Source organism: Pseudomonas sp. NY5710 (assembly GCF_013305665.1).
Taxonomy (GTDB): domain Bacteria; phylum Pseudomonadota; class Gammaproteobacteria; order Pseudomonadales; family Pseudomonadaceae; genus Aquipseudomonas; species Aquipseudomonas juntendi.
The window spans coordinates 231967-253003 of sequence record NZ_CP045554.1 but is presented as its reverse complement, the minus strand read 5'-3'; the positions used below and the strand labels follow the sequence as shown (position 1 = coordinate 253003).

At 62.9% G+C, this 21037-nt stretch carries 19 protein-coding genes; 8 read left to right on the top strand and 11 right to left on the bottom strand.

The genetic code is table 11. From position 1 onward, the window contains the following. Together GEV39_RS01100 and ompR are read right to left on the bottom strand one after the other, a co-directional pair. On the bottom strand, positions 1-1314 hold the full coding sequence (locus GEV39_RS01100; protein ID WP_173887263.1) for an ATP-binding protein: 1314 nt from the start codon (positions 1312-1314) through the stop codon (positions 1-3). A 13-nt stretch (positions 1315-1327) separates the two neighbouring features. Then, positions 1328-2068 (bottom strand): osmolarity response regulator transcription factor OmpR, encoded by a 741-nt coding sequence (gene ompR, locus GEV39_RS01095; RefSeq protein WP_009682249.1) that lies wholly within the window; start codon positions 2066-2068, stop codon positions 1328-1330. A 216-nt stretch (positions 2069-2284) separates the two neighbouring features. Here ompR and GEV39_RS01090 point away from each other — a divergent pair, with 216 nt between their 5' ends. The 4 genes from GEV39_RS01090 (at position 2285) to GEV39_RS01075 (ending at position 7355) form a co-directional block, all read left to right on the top strand. Continuing rightward, the gene (locus tag GEV39_RS01090) at positions 2285-4609 is read left to right on the top strand and encodes a Tex family protein (RefSeq protein WP_173887262.1); all 2325 of its coding nucleotides are present in this window, start codon (positions 2285-2287) and stop codon (positions 4607-4609) included. Continuing rightward, positions 4609-4992 (top strand): PaaI family thioesterase, encoded by a 384-nt coding sequence (locus GEV39_RS01085; protein ID WP_009682247.1) that lies wholly within the window; start codon positions 4609-4611, stop codon positions 4990-4992. The genes GEV39_RS01090 and GEV39_RS01085 overlap by 1 nt, the downstream gene beginning before the upstream one ends. Positions 4993-5145: 153 nt before the next feature. Beyond that, positions 5146-6723 (top strand): glutamate--cysteine ligase, encoded by a 1578-nt coding sequence (gshA, locus tag GEV39_RS01080; RefSeq protein ID WP_173887260.1) that lies wholly within the window; start codon positions 5146-5148, stop codon positions 6721-6723. Further along, a complete protein-coding gene (locus tag GEV39_RS01075; protein ID WP_173887258.1) occupies positions 6723-7355 on the top strand; it encodes a TetR/AcrR family transcriptional regulator in 633 nt (210 codons plus the stop codon). Before gshA ends, GEV39_RS01075 begins: the two co-directional genes overlap by 1 nt. Before the next feature lie 111 nt (positions 7356-7466). Here GEV39_RS01075 and GEV39_RS01070 read toward each other — a convergent pair whose 3' ends face one another. The 8 genes from GEV39_RS01070 to GEV39_RS01035 all read right to left on the bottom strand — a co-directional run bounded on the left by GEV39_RS01070 (position 7467) and on the right by GEV39_RS01035 (position 14614). After that, positions 7467-7682, bottom strand: a complete 216-nt coding sequence (locus GEV39_RS01070) for a TOBE domain-containing protein (RefSeq protein WP_003255829.1) — start codon at positions 7680-7682, stop codon at positions 7467-7469. 27 nt (positions 7683-7709) lie between these two features. Then, a complete protein-coding gene (ssuB, locus tag GEV39_RS01065; RefSeq protein ID WP_173887256.1) occupies positions 7710-8522 on the bottom strand; it encodes an aliphatic sulfonates ABC transporter ATP-binding protein in 813 nt (270 codons plus the stop codon). Next, entirely contained in the window at positions 8519-9316 is a 798-nt protein-coding gene (gene ssuC / locus GEV39_RS01060; RefSeq protein ID WP_173887254.1) for an aliphatic sulfonate ABC transporter permease SsuC, read from the bottom strand. The genes ssuB and ssuC overlap by 4 nt, the downstream gene beginning before the upstream one ends. 10 nt (positions 9317-9326) lie before the next feature. Continuing rightward, a complete protein-coding gene (gene ssuD, locus GEV39_RS01055; RefSeq protein ID WP_173887253.1) occupies positions 9327-10475 on the bottom strand; it encodes an FMNH2-dependent alkanesulfonate monooxygenase in 1149 nt (382 codons plus the stop codon). 59 nt (positions 10476-10534) lie between these two features. Beyond that, complete coding sequence (locus GEV39_RS01050) at positions 10535-11500, bottom strand: sulfonate ABC transporter substrate-binding protein (protein WP_173887251.1); 966 nt, start codon at positions 11498-11500, stop codon at positions 10535-10537. An 85-nt stretch (positions 11501-11585) separates the two neighbouring features. Next, positions 11586-12179 (bottom strand): NADPH-dependent FMN reductase, encoded by a 594-nt coding sequence (gene ssuE, locus GEV39_RS01045; protein ID WP_173887249.1) that lies wholly within the window; start codon positions 12177-12179, stop codon positions 11586-11588. A 275-nt stretch (positions 12180-12454) separates the two neighbouring features. Then, on the bottom strand, positions 12455-13093 hold the full coding sequence (locus GEV39_RS01040; RefSeq protein ID WP_173887247.1) for a peroxiredoxin: 639 nt from the start codon (positions 13091-13093) through the stop codon (positions 12455-12457). Between the two features lie 168 nt (positions 13094-13261). Then, positions 13262-14614 carry an OprD family porin gene (locus GEV39_RS01035; protein WP_029884768.1) on the bottom strand — a complete coding sequence of 451 codons (1353 nt, stop codon included), beginning with the start codon at positions 14612-14614 and terminating at the stop codon, positions 13262-13264. A gap of 608 nt (positions 14615-15222) precedes the next feature. Here GEV39_RS01035 and tauA point away from each other — a divergent pair. The 4 genes from tauA to tauD are packed head-to-tail and all read left to right on the top strand — an operon-like array spanning position 15223 to position 18714. Continuing rightward, positions 15223-16194, top strand: coding sequence for a taurine ABC transporter substrate-binding protein (tauA, locus tag GEV39_RS01030; RefSeq protein ID WP_173887246.1), 972 nt, complete (start codon positions 15223-15225; stop codon positions 16192-16194). Between the two features lie 13 nt (positions 16195-16207). Next, positions 16208-16996 carry a taurine ABC transporter ATP-binding subunit gene (gene tauB / locus GEV39_RS01025; protein WP_173887244.1) on the top strand — a complete coding sequence of 263 codons (789 nt, stop codon included), beginning with the start codon at positions 16208-16210 and terminating at the stop codon, positions 16994-16996. Beyond that, on the top strand, positions 16993-17832 hold the full coding sequence (tauC, locus tag GEV39_RS01020) for a taurine ABC transporter permease TauC (RefSeq protein WP_173887242.1): 840 nt from the start codon (positions 16993-16995) through the stop codon (positions 17830-17832). Before tauB ends, tauC begins: the two co-directional genes overlap by 4 nt. 48 nt (positions 17833-17880) lie before the next feature. Further along, positions 17881-18714 carry a taurine dioxygenase gene (tauD, locus tag GEV39_RS01015; protein ID WP_173887241.1) on the top strand — a complete coding sequence of 278 codons (834 nt, stop codon included), beginning with the start codon at positions 17881-17883 and terminating at the stop codon, positions 18712-18714. A gap of 301 nt (positions 18715-19015) precedes the next feature. Here the strand turns inward: tauD and betT are convergent, their stop codons facing one another. Continuing rightward, a complete protein-coding gene (gene betT, locus GEV39_RS01010; RefSeq protein WP_009682232.1) occupies positions 19016-21019 on the bottom strand; it encodes a choline transporter BetT in 2004 nt (667 codons plus the stop codon). Between the last annotated feature and the right edge of the window lie 18 nt (positions 21020-21037).

The window sequence follows — 21037 nt, the reverse complement described above, 5'->3', positions numbered from 1 at the left end:
TCAAACGGCGTTACGCGGCAGCAACAGCCCCAACGGCAACCGCACCCGTGCCTCGATACCGCCGCCGGACCGGTTGCGCAGCTCGACATTGCCGCCATGCTGCGCCGCAATACGCTTGACGATGGCCAACCCCAGCCCGGTCCCCTTGCCACCCCGCGCCCGGTCACCCCGGATGAACGGGTTGAAGATGGTCTCCAGCTCCGACTCATCAATGCCGGTACCGCGGTCCAGCACACTCAGCACCACGTACGGCGCACTTTCGTCACCCGAGACATAGGCTGCCACCTCGACCCCTTTGCCTGCGTGGTGCAAGGCGTTGCCGATCAGGTTGCCCAACATGCGCTTGAGCGACACGCGGCGCAGCGGGAACGGCGGGATCGGCTCCAGGCACAGACGCACACGTTCTTCCGGCTGGTTGTAGGGGGCGACCACCTCGCGCACCAGATCCGCCAGGTCGACCTCTTCGACCGGCTCGTCCCGGCCATCACGGATGAACGCCAGGAACTGGTCGAGAATCGCGTCCATGTCTTCGATATCACGGACCATATCGTCGCTCAGGTCGTTGTCGCTGTTGAGCAACGACAACGACAAACGCAGGCGCGTGAGCGGTGTACGCAAGTCATGCGAGACCCCGGCCAGCATCAGCTCGCGTTCGCGCCCGGCCTGCTCGACGTCTTCGGCCATCTGGTTGAAGGCCTTGTACACCTCGGTCATCTCGCTGGGGGTGTCGCTGATCGGCAACCGCACGCTGCGCCCCTGGCCCAGCTGGCGGGCGGCGAACACCAGGCGCTTGAGCGGCTGGTTCAACTGCCGCACGAAGATCCACGCCGAAGCGGTGGACAACAGGCCAATGGCCAGGAACCAGCCCAGCACGTTCCAGATTTTCTGCCCGCGTAGCGGGTGCGGGTACAACGGCACCTTCAACCAGCCCGGGCCCAGGCTCGGCGCGTTTACCCACAGCGCCGGCGGCGCATGAATGCGCAGGCGTACTTCGGTGTCCTCGCCCAGCTCGGCCTGCATCTGGCGTTGGTAGATTTCGCTGTAGGGCCAGTGCTGCTCGCCTTCGGGCACGCCCGAGCCGGTCACACGAATGAGGCCTGCCGCCTCGGCGATCTTGTCGCGGTTTTCTTCGTCGGCAGCCCAATACGCGCGCAAAGTCAGCGCCACACCGTGGCTGTACTGCCGGTCGACCAGTACGTCCTCGTTCATCAGCAGGTAGACCAGGGTCAGGGCCTTGGAGAACAGGACAACGATCAACACCAGCCACAGGGTGCGAGCGAAGAAGCTTTGCGGAAACCAGAGCGGTGTTTTCATCGACGGTCAGGCATCACTTTCCGGCGTTTCCGTCCGGCACGAACACGTAGCCTACGCCCCACACGGTCTGGATGTAGCGGGGCTTGGACGGGTCGGGCTCGATCATGCGCCGCAGGCGCGAAATCTGAACGTCGATGGAGCGCTCCAGGGCATCCCATTCACGGCCACGGGCCAGGTTCATCAGCTTGTCGCGGGTCAGCGGCTCGCGGGCATGCATGACCAGCGCCTTGAGCACGGCGAACTCACCGGTCGTGAGCATGTGCACTTCGTCGCCACGCTTGAGTTCGCGGGTGGCCAGCGACAACTCGTAGTCGCCGAAGGTGACCGACTCGTCTTCGCTACCCGGTGCCCCTGGCACGGTGGGTGCTTGGCGGCGCAGCACGGCCTTGACCCGGGCCATCAGCTCGTCCGGGTTGAACGGCTTGCCCAGGTAGTCATCGGCCCCCAGCTCCAGGCCCTTGATGCGGCTGAGCTCGTCACCCTTGGCAGTGAGCATGATGATCGGGATCTGGTTGTTGTGCTGGCGCAGGCGCTTGCACGCCGACAGGCCGTCTTCGCCTGGCAGCATCAGGTCCAGCACCACCAGGTTGAACACCTCGCGGGAGAGCAGGCGGTCCATCTGTTCGGTGTTGGGCACCGCGCGGGCTCGGTAGCCTTTGCTGGTGAAGAAACGTTCCAGCAGGCTGCTCAGCCCCGGATCGTCGTCGACGATGAGAATCTTTTCACCTTCTGCGGTGTTCGGCGTGCCGGTCATGAATAACTCCTCTGAGATCGCCGCGCATTATGGCGTAGCCATTGCAACGCGTGCCGTGAGCATTGTTAGCAGATTTTTCCCCGGGCGCCAGTTCCGACTGGCCGGGCGCCATCACCGCAAGCGGTTTGCGATGGGTATAATGCGCCGCTTTCATCCTGCGTCGCCGGGCGAAAGCCCATAGGCGACCCCCGTATTCACAAATGTCAGGTGGTTTACATGGACAGCATCAACAGCCGTATCGCCGAGGAACTGGGCGTACGCCCCCAGCAGGTCGAGGCGGCCGTGGGCCTGTTGGACGAAGGCTCGACCGTGCCTTTCATCGCCCGTTACCGCAAGGAAGTGACCGGTAGCCTGGACGACACCCAGCTGCGCCATCTGGAAGAGCGCCTGCGCTACCTGCGCGAACTCGACGAACGCCGCGCCAGTATCCTGTCCAGCATCGAGGAACAGGGCAAGCTGACCCCGGAACTGGCCCGCGAAATCAAGCTGGCTGACACCAAGACCCGCCTCGAAGACCTGTACCTGCCTTACAAGCAGAAGCGCCGCACCAAGGGCCAGATCGCCCTCGAAGCCGGCCTCGGCGAGCTGGCCGACGGCCTGTTCAACGACCCGTCACTGACCCCGGAAAGCGAAGCGGCACGCTTCGTCGATGCCGACAAGGGCGTGGCCGACGTGAAGGCCGCCCTGGAAGGCGCCAAGTACATCCTCATGGAGCGCTTTGCCGAAGACGCCGCGTTGCTCGACAAACTGCGCAGCTTCCTCAAGCAGGAAGCCGTGCTCAGTGCCCGGGTGGTGGCCGGCAAGGAAGAGGAAGGCGCCAAGTTCCGCGACTACTTCGCCCATGACGAGCTGTTGCGCACCGCCCCTTCGCACCGCGCCCTGGCAATTTTTCGCGGGCGCAACGAGGGCGTGCTGAGCGCTTCGCTGAAAGTCGGTGAAGAACTGCCGGGTACCCTGCACCCGTGCGAGCTGATGATCAGCAACCACGTCGGCATCGAGAACCGCAGCCGCCCGGCCGACAAATGGCTGGCTGAAGTGGTGCGCTGGACCTGGAAGGTCAAGCTCTACACCCACCTGGAAACCGACCTGTTCGGCGAACTGCGCGACAACGCCGAAGGCGAGGCGATCAACGTGTTCGCCCACAACCTGCACGACCTGCTGCTGGCGGCCCCGGCCGGCCCGCGCGCCACACTGGGCTTCGACCCTGGCCTGCGCACTGGCTGCAAGATCGCCGTGGTCGACGCCACCGGCAAGCTGCTGGACCACACCACGGTCTACCCGCACGCCCCGAAAAACGACTGGGACCGGACCATCGCCATCATGGCCGCGCTGTGCGCCAAGCACTCGGTGGAGCTGATTGCCATCGGCAACGGTACCGCCAGCCGCGAAAGCGACAAGCTGGTCGCCGAACTGGTCAAGAAATATCCAGCCCTGAAAATCACCAAGGTCATGGTCTCCGAAGCCGGCGCGTCGGTGTACTCGGCCTCGGAACTGGCCGCCCGCGAATTCCCGGACCTGGACGTATCGATCCGTGGCGCCGTATCGATTGCCCGCCGCCTGCAGGACCCGTTGGCCGAACTGGTGAAGATCGATCCGAAATCCATCGGCGTTGGCCAATACCAGCACGATGTCTCGCAGTTGAAGTTGGCCCGTGGCCTGGACGCCGTGGTCGAGGACTGCGTGAACGCCGTGGGCGTGGATGTGAATACCGCCTCGGTGGCACTGCTGACGCGCATCTCCGGGCTTAACGCCACGCTGGCACAGAACATTGTCGCGCACCGCGACGCCAACGGCCCGTTCGCCACCCGCGCGGCGCTGAAAAAGGTCAGCCGCCTGGGCGAAAAAACCTTCGAGCAGGCTGCCGGCTTCCTGCGGGTGATGAACGGCGACAACCCGCTGGACGCCTCGGCGGTTCACCCCGAAGCCTACCCCCTGGTACAGCGCATCGCCGCCGATACCGACCGCGACATTCGCTCGCTGATCGGCGACAGCAGCTTCCTCAAGCGCCTGGACCCCAAGCGTTTCACCGACGAAACCTTCGGCCTGCCGACCGTGACCGACATCCTGCAGGAGCTGGACAAACCCGGCCGCGACCCACGCCCGGAATTCAAGACCGCCACCTTCCAGGATGGCGTCGAAGACCTCAAGGACCTGGAGCCAGGCATGATCCTCGAAGGCGTGGTGACCAACGTCACTAACTTCGGTGCCTTCGTCGATATCGGCGTACACCAGGACGGCCTGGTGCATATCTCGGCGCTGTCGGAGAAGTTCGTCAAGGACCCGCGCGAGGCGGTCAAGGCCGGCGACGTGGTCAAGGTCAAGGTCATGGAGGTGGACATCCCGCGCAAGCGCGTGGGCTTGTCGATGCGCATGAGCGACACCCCGGGCGAAAAGGTCGAAGGCAACCGCGGCGGTAACCGTGGCCCGGCAGGCAACCGCCAGCAACAGGCGCCGCGCCAACGTGAAACCGCTTCCGCGGCTCCGGCCAACAACGCCATGGCCGCACTGTTCGCCAATGCCAAGCAGCTGAAGAAGAAGTGATGGACATACCACGCGAATATGTCGAAAGCGCCTTCAGCCAGCTCCTTGGCTGCCGCCTGCAACGCCTGGAACCCGGCGTTGCCGAGGTCGCCCTGGCGTTGCAGCCGCAGTTGCGCAACCGTGGCCAGAAGCTGCACGGCGGGGCTATTTTCAGCCTGGTGGACATCGCCATGGGCCTGGCCTGTTCGGCCAACCATGGCTTTGACCAGCAAAGCGTCACCATCGAATGCAAGATCAACTACATGCGCGCCGTCAGTGACGGTGAGGTCCTGTGCACCGCCCGCGTGCTGCATGCCGGGCGGCGTACCCTGGTGGTCGACGCCGACGTAGTCCAGGGCGACAAACTGGTGGCCAAGGCGCAAGGAACCTTTGCGGTTCTCTAGCTCACCAAGCAGTATCTGCGGTATTTTCAGCAGTGCGCTGGCACTGCTGGACCCGCGTAAACCAGGCGACAACGCCAGTTCCTTTCTCCCTACCCTTGTAGACCGTTATCTCTACCCCCATATTGGGGCGACTGACGCGTGAAGGAATACATCTTGAGCGAACTCCTCAACCGCCGCCTGAGCCTGCTCGGCGCCAATCTTCCCCTGCTCAAGCAGTGCCTGCACGGTATTGAGCGCGAATGCCTGCGCGTGACCGACGAAGGTCGCCTGGCCCAGACTCCGCACCCGGATGCACTGGGATCGGCGCTGACCAACGAGCAGATCACCACTGACTATTCCGAGTCGCTGCTGGAGTTCATCACCCCCGCGCTGGCCGACCCGGCCCAAGTGCTCGAAAGCCTCGAACAGACCCACCGTTTCGTCTACAGCAAGCTGGGCGACGAGTACCTGTGGAGCCCATCGATGCCATGCACGCTGCCGGCCGAAGAGGACATCCCGATCGCCGAGTACGGCAGCTCGAACATCGGCAAGCTCAAGCACGTCTACCGCAAAGGCCTGGCCTTGCGCTATGGCCGCACCATGCAGTGCATCGCCGGCATCCACTACAACTTCTCGCTGCCAGAGGCACTGTGGCCTTTGCTGCGTGCTGCCGAAGGCAGCAGCGAGCCAGACCGCGACTATCAGTCGTCGGCCTACATTGCGCTGATCCGCAACTTCCGCCGCTACAGCTGGTTGCTGATGTACCTGTTTGGCGCCTCGCCGGCCCTGGACAAAGGCTTCATGCGTGGCCGCCCGCACCAGCTCGAAGAGCTGGACGCCGAAACCCTGTTCCTGCCCTACGCCACCAGCCTGCGCATGAGCGACCTGGGCTACCAGAGCAACGCCCAGGCGGGCCTCACGCCTTGCTACAACAACCTGGCCAGCTACACCGACAGCCTGCGCAAGGCGGTGGGCACGCCCTACCCGCCCTACGTCGAGGTCGGCACGCACGTCGACGGTGAGTGGGTACAACTGAATACCAACATCCTGCAGATCGAAAACGAGTACTACTCGAACATTCGGCCCAAGCGCGTCACCTATACCGGCGAGCGGCCGATCCAGGCTCTGACTTCGCGCGGCGTGCAGTATGTGGAAGTGCGCTGCCTGGACATCAACCCGTTCCTGCCCGTGGGCATCGACCTGACCGAGGCGCGCTTCCTCGATGCATTCCTGTTGTTCTGTGCCCTGGAAGAAAGCCCGCAGTTGGGCAACGCCGAGTGTGGCCAGTGCACCAGCAACTTCCTGGCCGTGGTCAAGGAAGGTCGTCGCCCGGGTCTGGAACTGCAGCGCAACGGCCAGCCGGTCAGCCTGAAGGTGTGGGCCGGCGAGCTGATCGAGCGTATTCGGCAGTTGGCCGAGCTGCTGGACCAGGCCCAAGGTACCGACGCCCACAGCAAGGCGCTGGATGCGCAGCAGGCCAAGGTCGATGACGCCTCGCTGACGCCTTCGGCCCAGGTGCTGGCGCGCATGACCGAGCATGACGAAAGCTTCGTGCAGTTCTCGCTGCGCCAGAGCCGTATTCACGCCGAGACCTTCCGTGAACAGCCGCTGAGCCAGGAGCAGCAACAAGCCTACGAGACGCTGGCCCGCGAGTCGCTGGCCAGGCAGGCCGAGCTGGAGCAGGAAGAAGTCGGTGATTTCGACCTGTTCGTGGGTGCCTATCAAGCCAGTATCCTGGCGATCAGCAACTGATGACGCGTGCCGCTGCCCCGCGCAAACCGCGCGCCAGCAGCCAAGCCAGGATCGAAGCGATCCTGGCGGCTGCCCGCGAACTGCTGGCCGAGGTGGGGGTGGCGGCAATGTCGATCTACAGCGTGGCCGAGCGTGCGCAGATTCCGCCCTCGTCGGTCTATCACTTCTTCGCCAGCGTGCCGGCGTTGCTCGAGGCGTTGACCGCCGACGTGCACCGGGCTTTCCGTGAGGCTCTCAGGGCACCGATCGACAGCCAGGCGTTCAGTTCATGGCATGAGCTGTCACGGCTGATCGAGCAGCGCATGCTGGATATCTACAACCAGGATGCAGCAGCGCGGCAGCTGATTCTGGCCCAGCACGGGCTGAGTGAAGTGGTGCAAGCCGATCGGCAGCACGACATGGAGCTGGGCGACCTGATGTACAAGTTGTTCGACCAGCATTTCCACCTGCCGGTGATGCCGCTGGATGTGGATGTGTTTGCCCTGGCCATGGAGCTGAGCGACCGGGTTTACGCGCGCTCGGTGCAGCTGCATGAGGCGATCACCCCGCGTATGGCCGAGGAAGGCAAGCGGGTGTTCGAGGCGTATCTGGGGTTGTATCTGCCGCCGTTTCTGGCCAAGCGTTCAAGCTGAAGAGTTTGGGGCCGCGCTGCGGCCCTTCGCGGGTAAACCCGCTCCTACATTGGCCTGCGTTTGCGGACTAATGTAGGAGCGATACCCGCGAAGGGATGCAAAGCAGCCCCATTACAGCTTGGCAATAGACACTTCCGTCGACTTCACAAAGGCAATCACTTCACTGCCCACCTGCAGCTCCAGCTCCCGCACGGAGCGGGTAGTGATCACCGAAGTGACGATGCCCGAAGCCGTCTGCACGTCGATTTCCGACAGTACCGGCCCTTCGAGGATTTCTTTCACAGTGCCTTTGAACTGGTTGCGAACGTTGATGGCTTTGATAGTCATGATTGGCTTCCTTTTGGCTTCTGGGGTTCAGTGCGCCCAACGCAATTGCGTGGGCAGGGGGGCTACAGGATCTGGCTCGGGCGCAGCGCCCGGGGCCGACAGCACACGGTTGAGCACTTCGCTTTCCAGCGCAGCCAGGCGGTGCGAGCCACGCGCCCGAGGCCGTGCCAGGTCGACAGTGAGGTCGAGCCCGACCTCGCCGTCTTCGATCAGGATCACCCGGTCAGCCACGGCAACCGCCTCGCTGACATCGTGGGTAACCAGCAGCACGGTGAACCCGTGCTGACGCCACAGGCGTTCGATCAGTTGCTGCATCTCGATACGGGTCAGGGCATCCAGCGCGCCCAACGGCTCGTCCAGCAATAGCAGGCGCGGCTGGTGGATCAGCGCCCGGGCCAGCGCCACACGCTGCTTCTGGCCACCCGAGAGCGCTGCCGGCCACTCATTGGCGCGGTCGGCCAGGCCAACCGCCTCCAGGGCATCCAGCGCTCGCGAGCGCCAGTCGCCAGGCAGGCCCAGGCCCACGTTGTCGATCACCTTCTTCCAAGGCAGCAGGCGTGCGTCCTGGAACATCAGGCGGGTTTCTTCGCGCGCTTCGTCCAGCGGCGCGGCACCGGCCAGCAACTGCCCGGCAGTGGGCTGGTCGAGCCCGGCCAGCAAACGCAGCAAGGTGCTCTTGCCGCAGCCGCTGCGGCCAACAATGGCCACGAACTGGCCGGCCGGAATGTGCAGGTCGATACCTTTCAATACTTCGCGCTGGCCAAAGGCCTTGCGAACGCCGTTGGCGGCCAGCGGGATGCCACGCAGCAGGCGTGGCGGCTGTTCCTTGAGCACGGTCATGCGCCCTCCTTGTTCGCCACTTGGTAGGCTGGGTGCCAGCGCAAGCACACACGCTCCAGGCCACGGGCGGCGAGGTCGGCGAGCTTGCCGAGCACGGCGTACAAAACGATAGCCAGCACCACCACGTCGGTCTGCAGGAATTCACGGGCGTTCATGGCCAGGTAGCCGATGCCGGCGTTGGCCGAGATGGTTTCGGCAACGATCAGGGTCAGCCACATGAAGCCCAGGGCAAAGCGCACGCCTACCAGGATCGACGGTAGCGCCCCCGGCAGGATCACCTGGCGGAATAGGCTGAAGCCGGACAGCCCATAACTGCGGGCCATTTCCACCAGCGCCGGGTCCACGTTGCGAATGCCGTGGTAGGTGTTCAGGTAGATCGGGAACAACGTGCCCAGCGCGACCAGGAAGATCTTCGCCGACTCATCGATACCAAACCACAGGATCACCAGCGGGATCAGCGCCAGGTGCGGCACGTTGCGTATCATCTGCACCGAGCTGTCGAGCAGGCGCTCGCCCCAGTTCGAAAGGCCCGTGATGAAGCCCAGCACCAGGCCGATGCTGCCGCCGATGACGAAGCCCAGCCCGGCACGCCAGCCACTGATGGCCAGGTGGGTCCAGATGTCACCGCTGCGCACCAGCTCGACGCCAGCACTGACCACGGCGCTAGGCGCCGGCAAGATGCGCGTCGACAGCCAGCCAGCACTGACCGCCAGCTGCCAGGCGGCCAGCAGCAGCACCGGCAGCGCCCAGGGTGCCAGCCGCTGGGCAAGGTTGTTGGAAGTTGCACGACTCATGGCCTGGCCCTCAGCTCTGCGCGACAGACTTGGGCAGGATGTCGTTGGCTACCATCTCGCCGAACGGGCTCACGTAGCCACCCGTCTTGGGTTGTTCCGGGCGGTTCACGTCAATGTGCGGGAACAGCAGCTCGGCCACTCGGTACGACTCTTCCAGGTGCGGGTAGCCGGAGAAGATGAAGGTATCGATGCCCAGCTCGGCGTATTCTTTGACCCGCGCGGCCACGGTCGGGCCATCGCCTACCAGCGCGGTACCCGCACCGCCACGCACCAGGCCAACACCCGCCCACAGGTTGGGGCTGACTTCCAGGTTGTCGCGGTTACCGCCGTGCAGGGCGGCCATGCGCTGCTGGCCCACCGAGTCGAAGCGCGCCAGCGAGGCCTGCGCACGGGCAATGGTGTCATCGTCCAGGTGCGAAATCAGGCGGTCGGCGGCGGCCCAGGCTTCTTCGTTGGTTTCGCGCACGATCACGTGCAGGCGGATACCGAAACGTACTTCGCGGCCTTGAGCAGCGGCCTTTTTGCGCACTTGGGCGATTTTCTCGGCCACGGCTGCCGGTGGCTCACCCCACGTCAGGTACAACTCGACCTGTTCAGCCGCCAGGTCTTGGGCAGCTTCTGAAGAACCGCCGAAATACAGCGGCGGGCGGGGCTGCTGAATCGGCGGATAGAGCAGCTTGGCGCCCTTCACCTGGATGTGCTTGCCGTCATAATCGACGTTTTCGCCTTCCAGCACCTTGCGCCAGATACGGGTGAACTCGACCGACGCCTCATAGCGCTGCTGGTGGTTCAGGTGCAGGCCGTCACCGGCCAGCTCGTCCGGGTCGCCGCCGGTGACCAGGTTGAACAGCGCCCGGCCGCTGGACAGGCGATCAAGGGTGGCTGCCTGCCGAGCAGCCACGGTTGGCGAGATGATGCCGGGGCGCAGGGCCACCAGAAACTTCAGGCGCTGGGTCACGGGGATCAGCGAGGCCGCGACCAGCCAGGAGTCCTCGCAGGAGCGCCCGGTCGGGATCAATACCCCACCAAAACCAAGCCGGTCGGCAGCTTGCGCGATCTGTTGCAGGTAACCGTGGTCGACCGCGCGGGCGCCATCGGCAGTGCCCAGGTACTTGCCGTCACCGTGGGTGGGCAGGAACCAGAAAATGTTCAGACTCATTGGAGTTGTCTCCTCAAGGGGCGCACGAGCCGGGGCGGTGCCCCGGAGTGGCGCATCATTCAAGGCGCGCTAGCGACCTTGGCCGGGGGTGTCCAGATCACATCCTTGATGCTCAACGGCTTGGGTATCAGCTTGAGCGCCTGGAAGGTGTCGGCGATCTTCTGCTGCGCCGCCACTACCTGCGGGGTCAGGGGCGCGGCGCCGTAGCCTTGGCGTTTGACCGAGGTCAGGGTGATGTCGGCAGGCAAGCCGAGCAGCGGCGCCACCTGGGCGGTGACTTCCTGCGGGTTGGCCTGCGACCACTCGCCCACGGCGCGCACTTGCTCGATAACGGTGTTGATCACCGCTGGGTGCTCGGTCGCGTAGTTGCGGGTAGCGAGATAGAACTGATGGTTGTCGACCAGGCCCTTGCCGTCACGCAGGGTGCGCGCCTGCAGCTGTTGCTCGGCGGCGGCCTGGTACGGGTCCCAGATCACCCAGGCGTCGACACTGCCGCGCTCGAAGGCTGCTCGGGCGTCGGCCGGCGGCAGGTAAACCGGCTGGATGTCGCTGTACTGAAGGCCTGCGTCTTGCAGTGCACGCACCAGCAGGTAGTGCACATTGGAGCCTTTGTTGAGGGCGACTTTCATGCCTTTGAGGTCCTTCACCGACTGTACCGGCGAACCCTTGGGCACGAGAATCGCTTCGCTGTGCGGCGCGGGCGGTTCGTAGGCCACATAGAGCAGGTCGGCGCCGGCTGCCTGGGCGAATACCGGTGGTGTTTCACCGGTGACGCCGAAATCGATCGAGCCGACGTTTAGCCCTTCAAGCAGCTGCGGGCCGCCGGGAAACTCGGTCCACTGCACCTGTACGCCCTGCTCGGCCAGGCGCTTCTCCAGCGTGCCCTTGGCCTTGAGCAGCACCAGGGTGCCGTATTTCTGATAACCGATACGCAGGCTCTCGGCCTGGGCTTGGGGAATGGCGCCGAAGGACACAGCCGCCGCGAACAGGGCGACCAGACCGCGACGCAAGAAGACTGTGCGCATGGCGCTCTCCTGTGCGATAGGGTTCGGGTTGCACCTGCTTGCCTCGTTGACGGGCGAGTAAGGTGGTAAAGCGGATAAAACCGGGTCAGATGCTCCAGCGAGCACTGAGCAGGCGTTCGTTCAGTACGCCGGGGGCCACGGGGCGCGGCCGACGGGCCAGGGCAGCGTGGAAGGTTTCCAGCGAGTCCTGCAGGCGTTCTTCCAGCGCGGGTAGCAGTTGCGCGGGCTTGCTGCCCTCTGCGTAAGCGACTTGGCTGTCGTCAGCGAAGATCCCTTGCAGGGTCTCTTGCGCCTTGAGTGCAGACAGCACGGGCTTGAGTGCGTAATCCACCGCCAGCATGTGGGCGATGCTGCCGCCGGTGGCTATCGGCAACACGATCTTGTGTGCCAAAGCGCGCTCGGGCAGCAGGTCGAGCAAGGTTTTCAGAGCCCCGGCAAACGATGCCTTGTACACCGGTGTGGCGACGATCAGGCCATCGGCCTGGGCCACCAGTTGCTGGAAGTGCTGTACCTGCGGGCTGTCGAAACGGGCATGCAGCAGGTCTTCGGCGGGGAAGTCACGTACCTGGAACGTCACCACTTCGACGCCGCGATGCTGCAGCCACTGACGCGAACGCTCCAGCAGCACGCCGGAGCGTGAACGTGGACTTGGGCTACCACCGATTGAGACGACCAACATTGCAGCGCTTCCTTGTGTTCTGTTGGGGGTGACATTAGCAGTCAGTTTATATATCTAGAAATCATATTTTTTTATTTGTTTATTCCATTTTGGTTTAAAGCTTCAAGTTACAAGCCGCAAGCTGACCTGCTTTTGCTTTTGCTTTTGCTTTTGCTTTTGCTTTTGCTTGCAGCTTGCAGCTTGCAGCTTGCAGCTTGCAGCTTGCAGCTAAAAAAGGGCCGTCGAAACGGCCCGAAAATCCCTGTGTGGCTAAGAGCGATGCAACGAGGAATGCGTTAACGATTGGGCTGGGGGGTCAGGCGCAGGTAGGGTTTGACGGCCCGGTACCCTTTGGGGAAGCGTTGCTTGATCTCTTCTTCGTCCTTGAGCGAAGGCACGATCACCACGTCGTCGCCGTCTTGCCAGTTACCTGGCGTGGCCACCTTGTGGTTGTCAGTGAGCTGCAGCGAGTCGATCACCCGCAGAATTTCATTAAAATTGCGCCCGGTACTGGCCGGGTAGGTGATGGTCAGCCGCACCTTCTTGTTCGGGTCGATCACGAACAGCGAGCGCACGGTCAGGGTGTCGCTGGCGTTCGGATGGATCAGGTCGTAAAGGTCTGAAACCTTGCGGTCAGCGTCGGCGATGATCGGGAAATTGACCACGGTGTGCTGGGTTTCGTTGATGTCGGCGATCCATTTGTGGTGCGAATCGACCGGTTCGACCGACAAGGCAATGGCCTTGACTCCGCGTTTGGCGAATTCGTCCTTGAGCTTGGCAGTCAGGCCCAGCTCAGTGGTGCATACCGGGGTGAAGTCAGCCGGGTGGGAGAACAGCACCCCCCAGCTGTTACCCAGCCACTCATGGAAACGGATCTTGCCTTCACTGGAATCCTGTTCGAAATCGGGGGCGATATCGCCAAGTTTTAGGCTCATAGGCTGCGGCTCCTGGGCTGGGTGGTGGTCAGCGTGTGAATTGACTATGCCTGCAACTGGATAAAAACAAAAAGAATAAATAATGATTTATTCATAACTTTTTGACATACAAACCTGCAGACACAAAAAAGCCTCGCACTAGGCGAGGCTCTTGGGTTTCGCTACGACTTACAGGAAGCTGTAAGTGTAGTTCACGATGAAGCGAGTCTGGTCCTGGTCGGCGCTGGCTTCGCTGCTGCCACCACGGTACACACCCTGGCGCAGGCTGAAGCCCAGGCCTTTGAGGGTACCTTGCTGAATGGTGTAGTCGACGCGGGCGTCACGTTCCCATTCGTTGTAGGTGCCGTGGCCGCTCTTGTAGCGAATGTCGTCACCGCGCAGGTAGGAAACCGAAGCCTTCAGGCCCGGAACGCCCAGCGAGGCGAAGTCATACGAGTACTGACCGAAGTTGGTGTTCTCACCGGCACGGGCGAACTGGTTGATCATGCTGTCGGTGAACAGGTAGAAACTGGCACCGCCAGCGCCTTCAGGGCGACCGTTACCGTCAACCACGTTGCCCTGGTTCAGCCAGACGAAACCGCCGTCATCGCTGACTTGCTGACGACCGAGCATCAGCGCGTGGCCACCAAGGGTGTAAGTGAACATGGCCGACCAGGTCTTGTTGTCGACCTTGCCAGTGTTCTTGGCGTAACCACCGTTGTTGCTGAAGTTGTAGCCGCCGCCGTGACCGTTGTTGCCGTCGCTGCTGCTGTCGAAGTAGCGCAGGTCGGTTTTGAACGACTGGTCGTCGGCGATCTTGAAGACGTGCGTGGCGCCCAGGAAGTGCTGCTTGTAGAAGTCTTCCAGGTTCGAGTAGTAGTACTGCAGGGTCAGGTCTGGAGTGAGCTTGTAGTCCAGGCCGCCGTAGCGGAACTTGTTGCTGTCGGCAGTGGCGCCAGCGACCGACAGGCCAGTACGGTTGCTCGACGCACGGCCCATGGCGTGAGTCAGCTGACCGGCGTTGATGGTCAGGTTGTCGATTTCCTTCGACTGGATAGTGCCACCCTCGAAGGTTTGCGGCAGCACACGGCCATCGTTCGCGACTAAGATCGGCAGGTTCGGCGCCAGAGCGCTACCAAAATGGGCTTCGGTCTTAGAAAAACGCGCCTTGGCGTTAGCGCCAACGCGGGCCCACTGATTAACCGACGAGCCATTGCTGGCGTCTGGCATGAAGCCACTTTTGTGATAGCCGCGGCCGCCATCCAGGTGGATACCCCATAGGGCCTGGGCGTCAACACCAAAGCCAACGGTACCCTCGGTGAAGCCTGAGATATAGTCGAGCTTGAAACCCTGGCCAGTTTCACGCTGATCTGGACGCTTGAAGTTAGTGGAGCTGCTTGCATGGGCATCACGGTTATCGTTGTCGTAATACATGGTGCGTGAGCTGAGGGACAGTTTGCTGTCTTCCACGAAACCGGCAGCGCCTGCTGTTTGGGCGAAAACCCCCAGTGCCACGGCCACGGCCAGGCTGGACTTGTACATGTTGTGCTCCTCTACGTTCTAATTTTTGTGTATCTCTGGCGGCAGGGTCTTGTGCCCCGCTCACCGTGGATGGGCGATTTAGTCCCAAAGTGTGACTGGTAAGTCAAACGTTTCTAAACGTTTCTCGACTTTGGTCTAAGGCGCCACCTGCGCTACAGGATAATGACAATCCTATAAATCCAAAATGACCGTTTTGTGAATTTCTAAGATTTTTAGGGAATATGTAACGAACCTTTGCAACCAATCGTTGTAGCTGTGCAGGTTCTAATAGCTTTTGGCTATTTGCAAACGTTTGCTAATAATCTAATTCCTTAACGTTCTATAGGGACGGAGAAGCCTGGCAGGCTCATCTGATTTCGCTATTGACCCAGGTTATGACCCTTCGCAGGCTTTGTAGGAGCGGCCTTGTGTCGCGATGGGGCGCGAAGGGGCCCTAAACGCTCAGCGTCGCAGCAGCCATCGTCAGGGCCGCTTCGCGCCCCATCGCGACGCAAGGCCGCTCCTACAGCTTTACCTCCTAAGCTAATGTAAAAAAGTTATTTATTTTAAATTTCTTAGATCATTTAGCCTTCTCGCCATACCCCAGTTTGCCTGACGAGAGGTTCACCATGATCCCGCATGCCCCGCTGCGCCTGTTCGCCGCCCTGACCCTCGCCAGCGCCAGCTGGCTGGCCCAGGCGGCCGACCTGACCGTCGCCTACCAGACCACCGTCGACCCCGCCAAGGTGGCGCAGGTAGATGGCGACTACGAAAAAGCCAGCAAGGCCAGCATTGACTGGCGCAAGTTCGATAATGGCGCCGATGTGATCACCGCAGTAGCCAGCGGTGACGTGCAGATCGGCTACCTGGGCTCCAGCCCGCTGGCCGCCGCCGCCACCCGCAAGCTGCCGGTCGAGACGTTTCTGATCGCAACGCAGATTGGCGCTGGCGAGGCACTGGTCGCCCGCGACAGCATCAAGACGCCGCAAGACCTGGTCGGCAAAAAAGTCGCCGTGCCATTCGTTTCAACTGGCCACTACAGCTTGCTGGCAGCCCTGAAGAACTGGAACATCGATCCCTCCAAGGTGCAGATACTCAACCTCGCGCCACCTGCGATCATTGCCGCCTGGAAACGCGGCGACATCGACGCCACCTACGTCTGGGACCCGGCCCTGGGCGTGGCCAAGGAACACGGCAAGGTGCTGATCACCTCGGGCGAGCTGGCCGCAAAAGGCGCACCCACCTTCGATGCCTGGATCGTGCGCAAGGACTTCGCCGAGAAGCACCCCGACGTGGTCAAGGCTTTCGCCAAGGTCACCCTCGATGCCTACGCCGAATACCGCAAAGACCCGCAAGCCTGGCTGGCTGACAAGGGCAACATAGACAAACTGGTGGAGCTGTCCGGCGCCAAGGCCAGCGACATTCCGGTGCTGCTGCAGGGCAACGTCTACCCACTGGCCGCCGACCAGGCTAGCGCACTGGGCGCACCCACCACTCAGGCACTGACCGACACGGCCAATTTCCTCAAGCAGCAAGGCAAGGTTGACGCCGTACTGCCGGACTACTCGCCGTACGTCAGCGCCAAGTTCCTTCCAAACTGAACCGGAGCCCGCCATGGCCTTGCTCGAACTGGAGCGCATCAGCGCACAGTACCCCGGTGCCGCCACCCCGGTGCTGGCCGACATCAACCTGAGCCTGGGGCCGCGCCAACTGCTGGTGGCCCTGGGGCCATCCGGCAGCGGCAAAACCTCGCTGCTCAACCTGATCGCCGGCTTCGTTACCCCCAGTGGCGGCCGCATCATTCTCGACGGTGTACCGGTGCAAGGGCCTGGTGCCGAGCGCGGTGTAGTGTTCCAGGACGACGCGCTGCTGCCCTGGCAGAACGTGCTGGGCAACGTCGCATTCGGCCTGGAGCTGGCCGGCGTACCGCGCGCCGAGCGTGAAGCCAAAGCCCGCGAGATGCTGGCCCTGGTCGACCTCGCCGGCTTCGGCGAGCGGCGCATCTGGCAGTTGTCCGGCGGCCAGAAGCAACGCGTGGGCCTGGCCCGGGCGCTGGCAGCCGACCCACGGGTGCTATTGATGGACGAACCGTTCGGCGCCCTCGATGCCTTCACCCGCGAGCAGATGCAGGCGTTGCTGCTGCAGGTATGGCAGCGCACCGCCAAGCCGGTGTTCCTGATTACCCACGACATCGAAGAAGCGGTATTCCTGGCCAGCGAACTGGTACTGCTGGCGCCCAACCCGGGGCGCGTGATGGAACGCCTGCAACTGGACTTCGGCCAGCGTTATGCCGCTGGCGAATCGGCCCGGGCGATCAAGTCCGACCCGGCCTTCATCGAAACCCGCGAGCACGTACTGGCGCGGGTGTTTTCCCAACGCCAAAGCCTGCCGGAGCGCGCATGAGCAGCCTGGACCTGCCGGTAACCGGCAAACACAACGCCCAACCCAGGCCAGCCATCAAGCTGCGCCAGCCACGTTCCACCCGCTGGATCAGCACCCTGACCCTCGCCAGCCTTTTGCTGGCGTGGTGGCTGGTGACTGCCGCCGGCTGGGTCGAGCCGCTGTTCCTGCCCTCGCCCGGCGACATTCTGGCCAAGGGCTGGATCTTGCTGACCCAGGGTTACATGGATGCCAGCCTGTGGCAGCACTTGGGCGCCAGCCTGGGGCGCATTGGCGTGGCCCTGCTGGCCGCCACGCTGACGGCCATCCCAGTGGGCATTGCCATCGGCTACAACCGCGTCGCACGTGGCATCCTCGACCCGCTGATCGAGTTCTACCGGCCGATCCCGCCGCTGGCCTACCTGCCCCTGATTGTCATCTGGTGCGGCATCGGCGAGCTGTCGAAGGTGTTGCTGATCTTCCTGGCGATCTTTGCGCCGATCGCCATTGCCACCGCCACCGGTGTACGTACCGTCGACCCGGCCAAGTTGCGTGCAGCGCAGTCGCTGGGCGCAAGCAAGGCTCAGCTGATCCGGCACGTGATCCTGCCGAGCGCGCTACCCGACATCCTCACCGGGATCCGCATCGGCCTGGGGGTTGGCTGGTCGACGCTGGTAGCCGCCGAGCTGATTGCCGCCACCAGTGGCCTGGGCTTCATGGTGCAGTCGGCGGCGCAGTTTCTGGTTACCGACGTCGTAGTGCTGGGCATCCTGCTGATCGCCTTGATCGCCTTCGCACTGGAAATGAGCCTGCGCGCCCTGCAACGCAAGCTGGTGCCCTGGCACGGGCAAAGCCACTGAACCCCATTGTCCACGCCAGCACACTGGCGCCTGTTTGAAGAGACTGACATGAGCCTGACCATCACTCCCCTCAGCCCGGCGCTCGGCGCCCAGATCAGCGGCGTGGACATCAGCCGCGACATCACCGCAGCACAACGCGACGCCATTGAACAGGCGCTGCTGCAACACCAGGTGCTGTTCTTCCGCCACCAGCCGATCAACCCGGAACAACAGGCGCGCTTTGCCGCCCGCTTCGGCGACCTTCACATTCACCCGATCTACCCCAACGTGCCGGACACCCCGCAGGTGCTGGTGCTCGACACGGCGGTCACTGATGTACGCGACAACGCCGTGTGGCACACCGACGTGACCTTCCTGCCAACCCCGGCACTGGGTGCGGTGCTCAGTGCCAAGCAGTTGCCGGCCTACGGTGGCGATACCTTGTGGGCCAGCGGCATCGCTGCCTTTGAAGCCTTGTCGGCGCCGCTGCGGGGCATGCTCGACGGGCTGACCGCCACTCACGACTTCACCAAGTCGTTCCCGCTGGAACGCTTTGGCACCACCGCTGAAGACCTGGCGCGCTGGGAAGCCACGCGGCGCAACAACCCGCCTTTGTCGCACCCGGTGGTGCGTACGCATCCGGTGAGCGGGCGCAAGGCGTTGTTCGTCAATGAGGGGTTTACCACGCGCATCAATGAGCTGAACGAGCTGGAGAGCGAGGCGTTGCTGAAGCTGCTGTTCGCCCATGCCACACGGCCGGAGTTCAGCATTCGCTGGCGCTGGCAGGAGAATGACGTGGCGTTCTGGGACAACCGCGTGACCCAGCATTTTGCCGTGGATGACTACCGGCCCAATCGGCGGGTGATGCATCGGGCGACGATCCTCGGGGATGTGCCCTTTTAGTTGTTGCCTGTGCCGGCCTCTTCGCGGGCAAGCCCGCTCCCACAGGTCCGGCACCGGTTTCGAAACCGGTGATGTACCTGTGGGAGCGGGCGTGCCCGCGAAAAGGCCAGAACAGGAACGCCTGACCCCACAGGTCCGGCACCGGTTTCGAAACCTGTGATGTACCTGTGGGAGCGGGCGTGCCCGCGAAGAGGCCAGAACAGGAACGCCTGACCCCACAGGTCCGGCACCGGTTTCGAAACCTGTGATGTACCTGTGGGAGCGGGCGTGCCCGCGAAGAGGCCAGAGCAGGAACGCCTGGTCAGCGGACCAGATGCAGGAACTGCATGTGCCGCTCGTACTGGTCGAGGATGTCGTTGATGATCTGCTCCTTGCTGTAGCCAACCAGGTCGTAGTTCTGGCTGCCTTCGCTCAGGTACACCTCCGCCCGGTAGTAGCGGCGGTTCTTCAACTCCTGCGTGCCCAGCCCACCCAGGGCGAACGATGGCGTGAAGTAGCCACGCATCTGCACCTGGTAAATGAACGGCTGTTCTTCACCATGCCCCACTTTCAGGCTGACGTTGTCGTGGCTTGGGTCATCCTGGGTAATCAGCACCAGGCCTTTTTGCTCGAACACCTCACGCACATCGGCAATCGCCGGGCGCACCACATCGTCCATGAAGCGGTACACCTCGTCACGCGACGGGAAGTGCACCGCCTGGCTCAAACGTTGACGCCAGCCGCCACGGCCGCGGCGTGACTGGGCGAACGGTGCCAGCGAGTGCATTTGCGCGATCTGCCGTTGCGACTCCAGATAGAAGGCCTTGTGCAACCCCCACATCATGCACAGCAAGATCAACGAGAAGGGCAGCGAGGTCAGTACCACCGCCGACTTCAGCGAATCGATGCTGCCCGCGAACAGCAGCGCACTGGTGACCAGCGCGGTCATCGCGCCCCAGAAAATGCGCAGCCAGTTCGGCCCGTCCTCATCGGCATCCCCACCGGTGGCCGACAAGGTCGACAGCACCACGGTGCCAGAGTCGGCCGAGGTGACGAAGAACACGAAACTGATGAACACCGTGGTGGCGATCACCACCTTGCTCCAGGGGTAGGTTTCCAGCAGCAGGTACAGGCTCATGGAGGGGTTGTCCAAAGCCGACTGGCCCAGCGCGGTCATGCCATGGTTGATGACCTGGTCCAGGGCACTGTTGCCGAAGATCGACATCCACGCCAGGGTGAAGCCCAGCGGAATCAGCAGCACGCCAAAGACGAACTCGCGGATGGTACGGCCGCGGGAAATGCGCGCAATGAACAAGCCCACGAACGGCGCCCAGGCAATCCACCAGGCCCAGTAGAACACTGTCCAGCCACCCAGCCAGTCGCGGTTCTCACCGTAGGCATACACGTCGAAACTCTTGCGCGGCAAGGCGCCCAGGTAATCGCCAAGGTTCTGGATGAGGGTGTTGAACAGGTGCTGAGTAGGCCCGGCGAACAGCACGAACAGCAGCAATGCGCAGGCCAGGAACAGGTTGATGTCGCTCATTACCCGCACGCCCTTCTCTACCCCGGCAACGGCTACGGCCACTGCCGCGCCCATCATCAAGGTGATGAGGATCACCTGCACCCACTGGCTGTGGCTGATGCCGAACAGGTAATCAAGGCCAGCATTCAGGTGCAGCACGCCAAAGCCCATGTCGGCGCCCAGGCCGAACACTGTGGCGATGATGCCGAAGCCGTCCACCGCATAACCGATCGGCCCGTTGATGCGCTTGCCGATCAGCGGGTACAGCGCCGAACGCAACGCCAACGGCAGGTTATGGCGATAGGCGAAATACGCCAGCGCCATGCCGACGAAGGCGAACACGCCCCAACCATGCAACCCCCAGTGCAGGAACAGGATCTGCATGGCCTGGCGCCCGGCCTCGGCAGTGCCTGCTTCGCCTTGGGGCGGCTGCAGCATATGGGTCAGCGGTTCCGACACACAGAAGAAGAACAACGTAATGCTGATGCCAGCCGCAAACAGCATGCCGGCCCATGACAGGTAACTGAACTCGGGCTCGTCGTGGTCGGCACCGAGCTTGATCTTGCCGTAGCCGGACAAGGCGGTGACCACCACGAAAACCAGGTACAGGGTCATTGCCAACATGTAGTACCAGCCGACCGTATTGGCCGCCCAGTTCTGCGCCGCCAGCAACCAGTCGCCTGCGGTTTGCGGGTTGGAGATGACCACCAGGCCGAAGATAAGGATGAAGCTTGCCGCAAAGTAGAACACCGGCGGGTTCATGCGGATCTTGCTAGTGGAAAGGGATGGGGTCGGTGCACTCATGGGGTAGGCACCTCGTCA